The sequence below is a fragment of the Vibrio sp. 2132-1 genome (assembly GCF_033344315.1).
Window position 1 is genome coordinate 240,882 of record NZ_JAWPON010000006.1, and the last position, 14,587, is coordinate 255,468.

Annotated in this window: 13 protein-coding genes; 8 read left to right on the forward strand and 5 right to left on the reverse strand. The window is 44.3% G+C overall.

Going from position 1 to position 14,587, the window contains the following annotated elements; translation table 11 throughout:
* The first annotated feature begins 4 nt into the window (after positions 1–4).
* Positions 5–472, forward strand: coding sequence for a GNAT family N-acetyltransferase (locus R8N47_RS08790; RefSeq protein ID WP_017636099.1), 468 nt, complete (start codon positions 5–7; stop codon positions 470–472).
* A gap of 89 nt (positions 473–561) precedes the next feature.
* On the opposite strand, the gene queD is transcribed toward R8N47_RS08790, so the two are convergent.
* Positions 562–924, reverse strand: a complete 363-nt coding sequence (queD, locus tag R8N47_RS08795) for a 6-carboxytetrahydropterin synthase QueD (RefSeq protein ID WP_005376896.1) — start codon at positions 922–924, stop codon at positions 562–564.
* A 293-nt stretch (positions 925–1,217) separates the two neighbouring features.
* Between queD and R8N47_RS08800 the strand changes: the two genes are divergently transcribed.
* Together R8N47_RS08800 and asnS are read left to right on the forward strand one after the other, a co-directional pair.
* Positions 1,218–2,843 (forward strand): methyl-accepting chemotaxis protein, encoded by a 1,626-nt coding sequence (locus R8N47_RS08800; protein WP_053304300.1) that lies wholly within the window; start codon positions 1,218–1,220, stop codon positions 2,841–2,843.
* A 189-nt stretch (positions 2,844–3,032) separates the two neighbouring features.
* Complete coding sequence (gene asnS, locus R8N47_RS08805) at positions 3,033–4,433, forward strand: asparagine--tRNA ligase (RefSeq protein WP_017636101.1); 1,401 nt, start codon at positions 3,033–3,035, stop codon at positions 4,431–4,433.
* Positions 4,434–4,524: 91 nt separating this feature from the next.
* Here asnS and R8N47_RS08810 read toward each other — a convergent pair whose 3' ends face one another.
* Positions 4,525–4,749 (reverse strand): hypothetical protein, encoded by a 225-nt coding sequence (locus tag R8N47_RS08810; protein WP_033905633.1) that lies wholly within the window; start codon positions 4,747–4,749, stop codon positions 4,525–4,527.
* Between the two features lie 98 nt (positions 4,750–4,847).
* Positions 4,848–6,239, reverse strand: coding sequence for a PLP-dependent aminotransferase family protein (locus tag R8N47_RS08815; RefSeq protein WP_053304299.1), 1,392 nt, complete (start codon positions 6,237–6,239; stop codon positions 4,848–4,850).
* A 259-nt stretch (positions 6,240–6,498) separates the two neighbouring features.
* On the opposite strand from R8N47_RS08815, the gene R8N47_RS08820 reads away from it, so the two are divergent.
* The 3 genes from R8N47_RS08820 (at position 6,499) to R8N47_RS08830 (ending at position 8,798) form a co-directional block, all read left to right on the forward strand.
* Entirely contained in the window at positions 6,499–6,729 is a 231-nt protein-coding gene (locus tag R8N47_RS08820) for a hypothetical protein (protein ID WP_017636104.1), read from the forward strand.
* A 245-nt stretch (positions 6,730–6,974) separates the two neighbouring features.
* The gene (locus R8N47_RS08825) at positions 6,975–7,274 is read left to right on the forward strand and encodes a hypothetical protein (RefSeq protein ID WP_005376885.1); all 300 of its coding nucleotides are present in this window, start codon (positions 6,975–6,977) and stop codon (positions 7,272–7,274) included.
* 333 nt (positions 7,275–7,607) lie between these two features.
* Positions 7,608–8,798 (forward strand): amino acid aminotransferase, encoded by a 1,191-nt coding sequence (locus R8N47_RS08830; RefSeq protein ID WP_064354121.1) that lies wholly within the window; start codon positions 7,608–7,610, stop codon positions 8,796–8,798.
* 89 nt (positions 8,799–8,887) lie between these two features.
* On the opposite strand, the gene R8N47_RS08835 is transcribed toward R8N47_RS08830, so the two are convergent.
* Positions 8,888–9,529, reverse strand: coding sequence for an outer membrane beta-barrel protein (locus R8N47_RS08835; RefSeq protein ID WP_064354122.1), 642 nt, complete (start codon positions 9,527–9,529; stop codon positions 8,888–8,890).
* A 314-nt stretch (positions 9,530–9,843) separates the two neighbouring features.
* On the opposite strand from R8N47_RS08835, the gene R8N47_RS08840 reads away from it, so the two are divergent.
* Both R8N47_RS08840 and R8N47_RS08845 read left to right on the forward strand, forming a co-directional pair.
* Positions 9,844–11,733, forward strand: coding sequence for a DUF294 nucleotidyltransferase-like domain-containing protein (locus R8N47_RS08840; RefSeq protein WP_033905640.1), 1,890 nt, complete (start codon positions 9,844–9,846; stop codon positions 11,731–11,733).
* Between the two features lie 8 nt (positions 11,734–11,741).
* Complete coding sequence (locus tag R8N47_RS08845) at positions 11,742–12,461, forward strand: 3'-5' exonuclease (protein ID WP_005376881.1); 720 nt, start codon at positions 11,742–11,744, stop codon at positions 12,459–12,461.
* A gap of 71 nt (positions 12,462–12,532) precedes the next feature.
* Here the strand turns inward: R8N47_RS08845 and R8N47_RS08850 are convergent, their stop codons facing one another.
* Complete coding sequence (locus R8N47_RS08850) at positions 12,533–14,416, reverse strand: methyl-accepting chemotaxis protein (protein ID WP_005376880.1); 1,884 nt, start codon at positions 14,414–14,416, stop codon at positions 12,533–12,535.
* Positions 14,417–14,587: the final 171 nt, after the last annotated feature.

A 14,587-nucleotide genomic window follows, 5' to 3' on the forward strand; every position in this document is an offset into this window, starting at 1 on the left:
AGCGATGATTGCGATTAAACCCACCAAACTGAAAGATTTTTCAAGTTTGATGCAATTGGATGTGCAAGAAGAGCAAAAAGGATTTTTTACACCGTTTGAAATGGCTTATCAAAAACGTAGTAAGTCAGAGGCGTTCTTTACGATTTATTCTGATGATCTATTAGTAGGCTACCTTGTTATCGATAAAGGTTTCTCCCAACATGCGCCGTTTGCTAAACGATACGAACTGGAGCTTAAATACTTGATGATTGATCAACGTTTCCAACGTCAAGGGGTTGGGAGTGAGGCATTGCGTAAACTGTTCCTTTATGCGTATACCATTAACCCTAAAAGCACCTCTCTTTGCGCCACTGTCCCACAAAGTCAGCAATACGCTATCAGTTTTTTTGATGCGTGCGGATTCATTAATACAGAGGAAACAACATTGGGTGATAATGAAAAAGAATGGATTCTACGACACCCATTAAGCTAGCAGGCGAAGCATAATCAAAATTGGGGCATTCAGATACAACAAAGGCAAGCTTCTCGCTTGCCTTTGTTTAATGCTCAATAGAAAGTGACTTATTCGCCTTTGTAAATACAACCCGCTGTGCACGTTTCTTTGATTTCTACTTTACTTAGCAGTGGTAAGCTTGGCTTAAGCTGCTGCCAAATCCATTTTGCTAATACTTCGCTAGTCGGGTTCTCTAACCCTTCAATGTCGTTTAGGTAGTAATGGTCTAAGCGATTGTAAATTGGTTTAAATGCAGCTTTGATCTCTGCAAAATCCACTACCCAACCTGTATGTGGATCAACTTCACCTTCTACATAAAGACGAACAAGGAAAGAGTGTCCGTGCAAACGACCACACTTGTGACCTTCTGGTACGTGTGGCAAATGGTGTGCTGCTTCGAACATAAACTCTTTGTATAATTCTGTTTTCATCTTGATTCTCAGGCTTTAAAAAGACAGGCAATACTAAGGAATTCGCTGCCAAGAGACAAGCGTTACCCCATACAAGCGTAGCAAAAACTTCCGCTGGTTCCTGGCCTCTTTGCTATCACTCACACCAGAGCGCCGTATTTCTGTCACGCGCCAAACATTTGATTACACAGCACTCACATCACAATTACATATCCCCAACATGTGTGGGGTCACAATCATTCATTTCGTTGTTCGCAGTGCGCATTTGTGCACATTAATATTGTGCAGTTCGTTCCAATTACACTTATAAATTTATGCGCTCAACTATCACTTTTAAGCTCTTACTGGCGTTAATTGCTGTCTTCAGCTGCGTTCTAGCTGCCTCTACGGCTTACCAATACCATCAACAAAAAACCTTAATCAATGATGTTCTTAGTGAACAACTCCATGATAAGGCTAGCAATTATTTCGATAGCCTAAATATGATGATGCTTACGGGCACCATGTCGCAAAAAGAAACCTTACGTCAAAAGGCCCTGACCCAAGAAGGCATTGAAGCAGTTCGCGTGTTGCGAGCTGATACTGTGACCAAACTTTACGGACCTGGGCAACAAAACCAGCAGCCTGTCGATGATATTGATCAACGAGCGTTGAATGGTGAACTGGTGATTGAACCAATCTCAGCCGATTGGGGCAAAGGGTTAGTAGTCGCACTACCAATGAAATCGAGCGAAAATTACCGTGGCACCAACTGCGTTTCTTGCCACGTTGCACCAGCAGGAGAAGTGTTGGGCGCGATTCGCTTGGAATACAACATGAACCACGTCAATTCAATGATCAGTAAACAGGCAATGTTTGCGATGGGAATAATGGCCGTAATCGCATTTGTGGGCTTCATCATAACGATGAGTTTGATTCAGAAAATCATTGTACGACCAATTCAAAGAACGTCGAAATTCATGTCGAATGTGAGCCATAGCAAAGATCTATCTCAACGACTTATGCATCACCAACAGGATGAAGTGGGCCAACTTTCTACTTCAATCAATTCATTCATGGATACGGTCTCCGAAAGCTTAGAACGTGTGCAAGACACCTCTCACTCACTTGCCGACTCCGCGAGTAAACTAACTGCTGTCGCGCAGTCCACAGATAAAGCGGCCAATAACCAACAGCTAGAGACCAACGAAGTACAAATTAATATCACCGATATGTTGCAGCAACAAACTGCGGTTGAGGACTCGACTAATAATGCTACTGTTTTGGTCAATCACACCGTTGATGTCGCCACTCATAGTGCAAGCCAAGCACACAATGTAAGTGAAGACATCAAACAACTAGTAAGTAACATTGATACCGTACGGGAAAAAATCAGCTCTCTAAACCAAAGAACCGAAGAAGTGTCGTCCATTCTTGTGGTTATTAAGGGTATTGCAGAACAAACCAACCTGCTCGCGTTGAATGCTGCTATTGAAGCCGCCCGTGCCGGAGAGCAAGGACGCGGTTTTGCGGTCGTCGCGGAAGAAGTGCGTAACCTGGCTTCTAGGACGGCTGAAGCCACTGGTAATATTGAACATATCATTTCTCAATTCCAGCAAGGAAGTGAAGAGTCATTAACTTCTGTTGATACCGTCTGCCAGTTTGCTCATCAACGCTCTGTCGATGTCGAGGCACTATCAGCCACAATGCATAACGTTGTTGACGAGATGCGCCAAGTTCTCAGGCATGCAGAAGATATCCAAAACCAGACGCAAACCACATCTGATGTAAGTCAGCATATTCAATCTAAAATAGATGTGATCACACTGCATGCTAACGACACATCGCAATCAGCATCGCACACGCGTGATATTAGTGTTGATTTAGAGCATCTATCCGAACGTTTAGAGCAATTACTAAACCAATTCACACTTTCAGAGCACAAAAGAGTGAATAAATAGAGAGATTCTCCCCATCAAAACGAATATAAAGGTTGATGCGAGCGAATTGACAGGTAATATGTCTCGTTGAATCTGTAAAATGCTACCCAACTCAGCGCTTAGCTTGTTTTTTGAACAAAAATGTTATTAGACAAGTACTTTAAGTAAGCGTTGAGTTGAATTTTTACCTCAATGGAGAATATTGAAAACATGACTTACGCGCCTGTATCAGACGTATTGAAAGGTCAGCTAGCAGTAGACAGCGAAGTGACTGTTCGTGGCTGGATCCGTTCACGTCGTGATTCCAAAGCTGGAATCTCTTTCCTTGCCATATATGACGGCTCTTGTTTCGACCCGATTCAGGCCGTGGTCCCAAATAATCTTAATAATTACGAAGACGAAGTATTAAAGCTAACGACTGGCTGCTCTGTTGAAGTAACTGGTAAGATTGTTGAATCTCCTGCAAAGGGTCAAGACTTCGAACTTGCTGCCACTGACGTTAAAGTGGTTGGTTGGGTTGAAGATGCTGAAACTTACCCAATGGCAAAAACTCGTCACTCAATCGAGTACCTACGTGAAGTTGCGCACCTACGTCCGCGCACAAACGTAATCGGTGCAGTAGCACGTGTACGTAACTGCCTATCTCAAGCAATCCACCGCTTCTACCACGAGCAAGGTTACTTCTGGGTATCTGCGCCGTTGATCACGGCTTCAGATGCTGAAGGCGCTGGTGAAATGTTCCGCGTATCTACGCTAGACATGGAAAACCTTCCTCGCACTGACGCTGGTAAAGTGGACTACAACGAAGACTTCTTCGGTAAAGAGACGTTCCTAACCGTATCTGGTCAGCTAAACGCAGAAGCTTACGCTTGTGCGCTAAGCAAAGTTTACACTTTCGGCCCTACTTTCCGTGCTGAAAACTCAAACACAAGCCGCCACCTAGCAGAATTCTGGATGGTTGAGCCTGAAGTTGCGTTCGCAGAACTGGATGATGTAGCGAAACTGGCTGAAGACATGCTCAAGTACGTGTTTAAAGCGGTGCTTGCAGAGTGTCGTGATGACCTTGAGTTCTTCGCTCAACGCATCGACAAAGAAGCAATCACTCGTCTAGAGCAGTTCGTTTCTTCTGACTTCGCGCAGGTTGACTACACTGACGCAATCCAGATCCTTCTTGATTCAGGTCGTGAGTTCGAATTCCCAGTTGAATGGGGTATCGATATGTCTTCTGAGCACGAGCGTTTCCTTGCTGAAGAACACTTCAAAGCACCTGTAATCGTTAAGAACTACCCGAAAGACATCAAAGCATTCTACATGCGTGCTAACGATGACGGTAAAACAGTTGCAGCGATGGACGTTCTAGCACCGGGCATCGGCGAAATCATCGGTGGTTCTCAGCGTGAAGAGCGCCTAGACATTCTAGATGCACGTATGCGTGAAGTGGGTATCGATCCTGAACATATGAGCTGGTACCGCGACCTACGTAAATACGGTACAGTGCCACACGCAGGCTTCGGTCTAGGCTTCGAGCGCCTAGTATCTTACGTAACTGGTATGGGCAACGTTCGTGACGTGATCCCATTCCCACGTACTCCTCGCTCTGCGAACTTCTAATCACTTTTTAGTGATATTGAATTAAAAAGACCTCCCATGTGGAGGTCTTTTATTTTGTACGAATGATTTTCTAGCAACCGGTGTATGCACTCTAGTTGTTATCTTCGTCGTCATCCTCATCTGCTCGCGCTGCGTATTTTACTCCAACCACACACAAGCCAAACATCACAAATGGGATAACGGCAGCAGTGTATTCCGTCCAAACCATATGAGAAAAAGATTTCGCCAATATCAAGTGTGCAAACACCAACAAAAATGCGCTAAAAATAGCAACACCCATCAACCTAAGTTCATGCTTTACCAACTGCTTTTTCATTCCGGCTCCTAACCTAAATGGTTGTCTGCCCATGATTGAAACACAGCTTCGGTATCGTCCACTGATACAGTTTGAGCAAAAAACAGGTAAACAGTTGGCTAATGAAGTAATTCTCCGACCGTCTTCACGGCTTGTTCTAATTCATCATTTACAGGTAACGATGTATTAAGCCTCAGGTAGTTCTCATAATTTGGAGCGACAGAAAACAACTGACCAAATGCTACAGTGATGTTCGCTTCCAATAACTTTTGATAAATCGCTTTTCCGCACTTTGTTTTCGGCAGTTCTATCCAAAGAAAATAGCCGCCTTCCGGTTGCGTGTAACGAATCGATTGGGGAAAGTACTTATCAACCAGTTCAATAAACGCCAATTGCCGCTGCTCAAGATTCTTTCGCAGTTTTCTAAGATGGCTATCATAACTATCGTTTTGCAAGTAATGCGCGATACCCTGCTGGATTGGTGCACTGCCTGACAACGTCGAGATAAGTTGCAGCTTTTGAAGTTGCGCATTGAAGCGTTTGTTTACCACCCAGCCCAGCCTATAGCCAGGGCAAAGGCTTTTTGAAAATGATCCACAATGCAATACGCGCTCTTGTGTATCAAAAGCTTTAAGTGAGCTTGGCTTTTTTTCAGAAAAATAAAGCTCTGAATACACATCATCTTCGATCAAGTACACATCGTATTTGTCAGCCAGTTCGACGATACGCTGCTTCTGCCCATCACTTAATAAGGTTCCTGTTGGATTGTGAAAGTTAGTCATTAACCAACATGCGCGAACATCATTGTCGGTAAAAGTCGCTTCAATTTGATCCACTGAATGTCCAGTTAACGGATCCACCGTTATTTCTATCGCCTTTAGACCTAAACGTTCAATCGCTTGAAGTGCGCCATAAAACGTCGGTGATTCAACTACAACAGTATCTCCAGGCTGGGTCACGGCCTGAAGGCTCAAATTCAACGCTTCTAATGCGCCAGAAGTAACGACAATATCATCATGGGTAAACACCATACCTTGTTGGATGTACCGTTGAGCAATCAAACGGCGTAGAGACTCACAGCCCGGCGGCAAGTTATCCAATAACGTCTCTGCCCCCATTTTCCTGCCTGAGCTGGCTAGGTTGCGGTTTAGCGCTTCTAATGGGAACAATGCAGGGTCTGGAAACGCGGAGCCAAACTTCACCGCATTCGGTGAGGCCTGATTTTTGAGGTAGTCGTAAAGTTCATCGTTGATGCTGGAGCGATAAACGGAAGTGGCTGGAGAACTCGGTTCGAAGCGGTCCAACTCCGCAGTCACAAAGTATCCAGACTGAGGTTTCGCTGCGACCCAACCTTGTGCTTCGAGCAGCTGATAAGCTTGTAATACCGTACCTGCGCTGACAGAATGGTTTCGGCTTGTTACACGCACTGATGGCAGCTTTTCCCCTGCTCTCCATGTATTTTGCTGAATCTGCGTTTTGAACAGCTCAGCCAGTTGACGGTATCGGTTCATGTTTCCCTCATTTCACTTACAGCCGCACCATAGCATACTTCGCGCCAGCATTCTGATATGGGAGTATTCAATTTAGCAACGTAATTTATCAAGTTTATCAATAGATATTTCAGCCACGAAGTGAGCGTTTATGTCCCATACTTTGACCGTTACACACATATTGCCTCACATCTTTGCAATACCTAAAAGCCAAGGTTTTACGTTGGACTGAGTGCGTTAAACTCACTTCGAGCTACTGTCTTTAAATCAGGAGGAAGCGATGAAAGTTTTTACAATGGACGATCTCTCGTATCGCGGAAAACATAAAGGTGTACACAGTTGGGACCATCCTGGCAGTACCACCCCTTATTATTGGCATCCTGATTGGCTGCATATCGCTGAAGATGCTTTGGGTGAACACAAAAAGGCTGATCTTGAAGTCCCTGATGGGGAAACAGCGACAGAAGAGCATGCAAAAGCGGCGATTCTCAAACACTTGAATGACGAGTAGTTTAGGCTCTATCACCGTTCAAGAATAGCATTAGGTAGGCGAATCCATCGTTGTATGCTTTAAACACAAATAAAGCTAAAACCTGCCAAATAGTAAATTCTTCTGAATGAGAAGTACGCATCTTCTATAGCGTTCAAAGGGCAAAATAAGTCGATTGTTATCACATTAATTTTCATTACATCTGTTACATTTAAATAGTAATGGTGATGCACACCTCAACTCATGGATTATGAGAGAAAACAATAATGGCGAAATACAACGAAGAAGATATTAAATACAAAGGTGAATCCAACGGCGTACATTCTTGGAGCTCTCCTTCCGGCCAACCTTATTACTGGCATCCAGATTGGTTACACGTTGCAGAAGATGCGACGGGTACGCATCCGAAGCAAAAACTTGAAGTTGAAAAGACAGAAGTACCAACCGAAAAGCACGCATTAAAAGCGATCTTAAAGCATATGAACGACTGGGCGACTGAAAAACTTTCTTCTAACCCTGACATCGAAACCAATGCGGTTGAGTCGGAAATCAATCTGAAGAAATAACCCCAACCGATATCCATACTTCTAACAGTAAACGCTCCACCTTTGGTGGGGCGTTTTTTGTCTCAAAAAATCCTCACTAGACAACTATAAACGCGTTAACGCAAAGCACTGAATTGAAACGATTGGGATGTGTGCAAAACTTCTCCAACCATGGCATAAATGCCCTTCAAACTCTGTGCCTACCAAACGTTTTCATGGCAAAAACTTTAGTTATGTTAGAATTCTGTTTCAAATCGCAACTTTTTTAGGTTTTCTTTTCAGTAACGGTTGTAACCAATATTGCTGAAAGGTATAAATGTTAGCACACCCCTTCGATTAACATGGATGAAGATTATGTTTGAAAAAGTAGTTGCCGCTCCGGCTGACCCTATTCTTGGCCTTACTGAAGAGTTTAAAAAAGATGCTCGCGCAGAAAAAATTAACCTTGGCGTAGGTATTTACAAAAACGAGCAAGGCGAAACTCCCGTTCTTGCGACAGTAAAGAAAGCTGAAGCAGCACTTGTTGAAACTGAAAAAACCAAATCTTACCTAACCATCGAAGGCACAGCAGAGTACGGCATTGCAGTGCAAAAACTGCTTTTCGGCTCTGATGCAGAAATTGTAAACGAAAAACGCGCTAAAACAGCTCAAGCTCCGGGTGGTACTGGTGCACTACGTGTTGCCGGCGAGTTTATTAAACGTCAACTAGGCGATGTAAAGATCTGGATCAGCAACCCAACATGGGCGAACCACAACGGCGTATTTACTGCTGCTGGTATCGAAACGGCACAATACAGCTACTACAATGCTGAAACAAAAGACAAAGACTTCGATGCGATGCTAAATGATCTGCAATCTGCATCTGAAGGCGACATCGTGCTTCTACACGGCTGCTGTCACAACCCTACAGGGATCGATCCTACGGCTGAAGAATGGGAAACATTGGCGAAACTTGTCGCAGAGAAGAAATTGCTTCCTCTGTTCGACTTCGCCTACCAAGGCTTTGCTAAAGGTGTGGAAGAAGATGCTGCAGGTCTTCGTACTTTTGCTAAATACAACAAAGAAATCCTAGTCGCGAGCTCTTTCTCGAAAAACTTTGGCCTATACAATGAACGCGTAGGTGCCTTCACGTTAGTAGCTGAGTCAGAAGAAGTCGCAACAACCGCTTTTTCTCAAGTTAAAGCCATTATTCGCTCTATCTACTCTAACCCACCTGCACACGGCAGCGCTGTCGTGACTCACATTCTTGGCAACACCGAAATGCGTGCGGAATGGGAAGCTGAAGTAGCAGAAATGCGTGACCGCATTCAAGAAATGCGTGAACTGTTTGTAGCGACACTAAAAGCAGAGGGTGTGGACGCAGACTTTAGTTTCATCGAACGTCAAAATGGTATGTTCTCTTTCTCTGGTCTTTCTAAAGAGCAAGTTAACCGCCTTAAAGAAGAGTTCGGTATTTACATTGTCGGTTCTGGCCGAATCAGTGTTGCTGGTATGACGAAGTCAAATATGGGCCCTCTATGTAAAGGCATTGCAGCGGTTTTATAATCGACTGTCGCATACTTTATTAAAAGGAAAGGTCAGCATAAGCTGACCTTTTTTGTTTTAACTTAACGCCAAAAACGAACCCGTCCGATCTAGTAGACAAACTTCAAACTCAGCCCTACTTCATTGACGTAATCTGAGCTTTCACCGCTGTAATCAGTATCTCTAAACTGATAAAAAAGACCAGTGCCGATGACTTTATGCCATTGGTAGTTAAGACCGATCTTAAAATTGTTCTCATCAACGATATCACTACGGTTCAACTCCACTTCAGCTGTCGCAATAAGCTTTTCACTGAGCAAGTAATTCACCCCAACAGTTACAGCTTGAATCAATTCGCTATCGGAAGACAACGTATTATCCGTTTTGTCGTCCGTCGCTTTCGCTTTGATTGCGCCTATTCCATATATCCCGTAGATATCGAATTGCTCTGTAACTCCATAACGGTAACCACCACCAAACAAAAGGCGGTCAATGCGAAGAGTAAAATCATCCGGATGGAAAAACTGCGCTGAGTAATCAACATTAAACAACCAGTTCTCAGTAAACAAATAGTTACCACCGAGTCCAACTGTGGTCGCATTAGAGTTATCTAACCATTCTTCGTTTGTCGTTCCGGCACCAACATCCAAATGAATGTGTTCGTACCCAAATTTTTCTGCTTGGTCCATGACCGCTGCGCTTGATATCGCCGGCAAAGCAGCTAAAGAAACAAGCAATAAATTTCTCATCATTCGACTTCCTTTCATGAGAATTATCTAAACACTGTATTCCATCGCCTGAGCTACTTGGCTCAAGAAGAATAGCTTAATCTAAAGACGTGATAACGATCTGAAACAGCCAAAGATCTAATCAGTCATCACGAAGAAAACATATCGACGACGTCTTTTTCAATTGAGGTGACCATATAGTAGTAAAAATGAAGCTCCCTTATCGTGCGATATGTCAGAATCTTATGACTGAGCACGAAAATCTCGGTTCAGATAAGACTCTGTTTTAAAACTAAGTTAAGATTACTTTATTATTTGCGAACTAAAAGGCGCCTTCAATGGATGCAGAACTTCTCGAGATTTACAACTTTCTCGCCAAGTATCCCCCGTTCAATGAACTCCCTGAAGAAACACTAAACAAGGTGACAGAGAGTGTCGAAATCTCGTACTACCGAGAAGATACCCCCATCATCCATTTTGGAGACTATATCCAAGATTTATACGTGGTGCGAAGCGGTGTTGTTGAAGTTTATCGACGCAAAGGTGAGCTGTATAACCGCCTTGACGAAGGTGACCTATTTGGCCAGATGGGCATGCTCACCAATAACAAAGTCCGCTTTCCGGTAAAAGCCATTGAGGATACCCTGCTCTACTGTATTCCTGGTGACATTTTCCAAGAAATTTACGATAACTTTGATTCCTTTGCGGATTTTGTTGAAGTTGAAAATAGCGCTCGTTTACGCCAAGCCATTTCAGAAAACAAAGACGCCAATGACCTGACGACGTCGAAAGTGAAAACCTTGCTGACTGGCGATGCTCATACGATTGATCGTGGTCAGACAATCCAGCAAGCCGCGCAGCAAATGGCGAATGACAACGTATCGGCTTTACTTATCGTCGACCCAGATTTCGTTCGTGACGAAGACGATCCACAGTCCCCAGTACTTGGTATCATTACTGACCGTGATTTGTGTACCCGTGTGTTAGCTGAAGGTTTGTCCCCACAGGACGATGTGTCCAGTGTGATGACCACGGAGGTCATGTCTCTTGACCACAACGCTTACATCTATGAAGCAATGTTAACGATGCTGCGTTACAACGTACATCACCTACCAGTGGTAAAAAACCAATTACCAATCGGTATTATCGAAACAACCGACATTGTTCGTTATGAATCTCAGAATTCGTTGTTGCTGGTGAGTAGTATTTTCCAACAACAGACTATCGAAGATTTAGCCGTTGTTGCCGAAGAAGTGAAAAGCAGCTTCGTGCGTCTGGTCAATGAAGATGCCAACTCTCACATGGTGGGTAGCGCGATGTCGGTCATTGGCCGAAGCTTCAAACAGCGTCTGCTAGAAATGGCAGAAGAAGAGCTTGGCCCACCGCCAATTCCTTATTGTTTCCTTGCACTTGGCTCAATGGGGCGAGATGAGCAACTGTTGGTAACTGACCAAGATAACGCCATCATTCTAGATGAGACTTATCAAGAAGAGAAACATGGTAAATACTTCGAAGCCCTAGCAAAATACGTCAGCGATGGGTTAGATGCCTGTGGCTACAAATATTGCACAGGCGATATTATGGCAACCAACCCACTATGGCGCATGACTCGTTCAGAGTGGGAAGAGTGTTTTGCTGACTGGATTGATAACCCGAACCCGAAAGCACTACTCAACGCCTCCATCTTTTTCGACTTGGATGGCGTCTATGGCCGCTTAAAATGGGCAGAACAGTTAACTAGCTTTATTGTTCGTCGCGCTCGAAAGAACAACCGCTTCTTAGCGTGTTTGGCTCGTAACGCACTAAACAGAACACCACCTCTGGGCTTCTTTAAAGACTTCGTGATGGAAAAAGATGGCAGACACAACAACTCCATCAACCTCAAACGTCGCGGTACTGCTCCTCTGGTCGACTTGATTCGCGTTCACTCTCTGGCGGTTGGTTCACGTGCACAGAACTCGTTTGAGCGTCTTGACGATATTATTGATGCTGGCATTTTGCCAAAAGGTCGAGCACAAGACTTAAAAGACGCGTTAGAATTTATTTCCATGGTACGTATTCGTCACCAAGCGACGGATGTGGAACTAGGCATTGAGCCTGATAACAATATCGAACCGGAAAACCTCTCTGAGTTTGAACGTCGCAACCTAAAGGATGCATTCCAGATCCTAAGCAATGGTCAAAATTTCCTTAAGTTCCGCTACCAAGCGAACAAGAGCTTTAAGTGAGGTTTAGCATGATTAAAAAGCTCTTTCAGAAGCCAACCATTCAGTGGCCAACGAAGTTTGAACAAAAGCTGGAGATGGCGAAGGATGAGAATTTAATTGCGTTCTATAGCAACAAGCCGCCTGCTCCAGAAACACCGTTATCTGAGGTGGAGTTCGTGGCGTTAGATTTCGAAACGACGGGTTTGAATCCTGAAAAACATGACATCATTACTATTGGTTTGGTGCCGTTTAACCTGAAGCGAATTTTCCTACGTAACTCGCGTCATTGGAAGGTACGTCCACAGCGTGCACTCGATGAAGACTCAGTCATTATACACGGTATTACTCACAGCGAATTGATCGATGCGCCTGACTTAGGCGATATCTTAAGCGAGCTGCTACCATGCTTAAGCGGGAAAATCATTGTTGTTCATTACCGTCGTATCGAGAGAGAGTTTCTGGATAAAGCGCTCAAAAGCCGTTTAGGGGAAGGTATTGAGTTTCCTGTTTTAGATACGCTGCACCTTGAAGAAACGATTCAACAGAAACGTTCAGGCTCTCTCTGGGAGCGTTTAAAAGGGAAAAAACCAGAATCGGTTCGGCTAGCGCAATCTCGACGCCGTTATGGGCTGCCAGACTATACGCCTCACCATGCATTAACCGATGCAATTGCTACCGCAGAGCTACTGCAAGCGCAAATCGCCCATCATTACAGTGAAGAGCAACCCATCAGTGAGTTCTGGCTGTAATATACTTCACGCTTAATAGCGATCAAAAAAGGAGCCAGATGGCTCCTTTTTTTACTTAGGTTGAGACAAGATTACAGCTTAAAGCGTTGAATCTCTTGTTCAAGTTCGTGTGATAGCTCAGACAGGTGAGCAGCTTGTTCTGCTGCTTGATGAGCTTCGACTGACAGCTCGTTAGACACATCACGAATACCTTCAGTGTTACGAGTGATCTCAGTGGTTACCGATGCTTGCTCTTCTGCTGCTGAAGCAATCTGCGTTGCCATATCACTGATACGCTCAACAGCAGTGTGGATTTGCGTCAAGCTCGCTGCAGCCGCATTGGCATCATCAACACTGGTATCAGCTAGACGACGACTGTCACCCATAATACCGACCGCTTTGGCTGTTGTGCCTTGTAGCATCTCGATAGTTTCTTGAATCTCTTGCGTTGAAGCATGAGTACGTTGGCTCAATACGCGGACTTCATCTGCAACCACAGCAAAACCACGGCCTTGCTCACCTGCACGTGCCGCTTCGATCGCCGCGTTAAGTGCAAGTAGGTTCGTTTGCTCTGCAATGCCTTGAATCGTTGATAGAATCGTATTGATGCTATTTCCGTGTGCTTCTAGCTCTTGAATCACATCAGTAGCAACTTGAACTTCTTGCGCTAAGTTCTGAATAGAACCTTGCGTTTGAGTTACTTGGCTAGAACCATGTGAACAAGCTTGAACCGCTTCTTCTGAGTTACTTGCCGTGCTATCAGCATTACCTGCAATTTCTTGTGTCGCTGCTGCCATTTCATTCACAGCCGTCGCCACCATGTTGATTTCATCTTGCTGGTAAGAGATACGCTGACTACGCTCCTCAGCTTGCTGTGCTGTCGTGCGTGCTTGCTCTGAAAGCGCAGAAGATACGTGGCTAAGCTTAGTAACCATTGTGTGCATGTTGCCAACAAAACGGTTGAAGTTTTCCGCCAGTTTACCTACTTCATCATCACTGCGTGGTTCTAGGCGTTGCGTTAAGTCACCTTCGCCAGATGCAATTTCTTCCAGTGCATTTGATACGCGGTTCAAGTCACGGAACAAGAAACCAACTAGCCAAGAAACTGCAAGAATAACCACAATCGTGATCGCCACAGCAGTGAACAATAGATCTCGTAGCAATACCGCATGACCTGCTTCTTCTGTTGCGCGATCCATTTCAATCGCAAACATCCAATGCGTACCAGGAACTTTATTGAAGTAGTAAAGCTTCTCTTTTCCTTTGATTACCGTATCTTCGATACGACCTTCATCGGCGGCACGCTCAATTGCCTCTTCTGAAAAATCTTTTAGAACACTGGTGATAGGCTTAAGCGTCAAGCTTTTATCTGGATGCGCTAAGAAGGTGCCTTCATTCATGTCGATTAGCATCGCATGCGCGTTTTCACCTGCATCTAAGTTAATTACATCGCTTATAAGCTGATCGATCAGTACGTCCGCACCAACAACACCAACAAACTGACCATTTTTCATTACTGGCTCAGCAATGGTCACAAGTAGTGCATTCGTGATTGCGTCTTGATATGCGGCTGTAATGATTTGCTTACCCGCGGCATCAGCATCCTTGTACCAAGGACGTGTGCGAGGGTCATAATCAGCACGGTTACGCTCCGGATGAGAGCGGTACATATCACCGTTTGGTGTACCAAGGAAGATGTCATCGAAGCCACCAGCCTTGCGAGCTTGTTGTAGGAAAGGAACAACGTCTTGCTCGGTCGAGTAGTCGTTGAACGCAGTGGCAATATCTTTACGGATATTGACCCAATCAGAAATTCCCTCTGACGCAGTAGTACTAAGACTTTGCGCACGTGAATAGACACCTGAACGAGTCTGATCAAATAATTGACCAGCCGACAACCAAGTAAGTGCTGTTGCCATCACAACAACAGCAGAAAGGCTTGCGCCTATAAGCTTTTGTTTTAATGATAATTTCATATTTATAGTTTTTTGAGTTGGGAGAACAGTTAAGGTGCATGAATATTACACACTTTTTTACGACTATTCACTAATTTTTAAAAAACAAAATAGCACATTAACTCTTTGTAAAATATGAACTTTCATGTGTCATTTTTTTGTCTCGAGCGTCATAAAAACCGCACAAAAAAA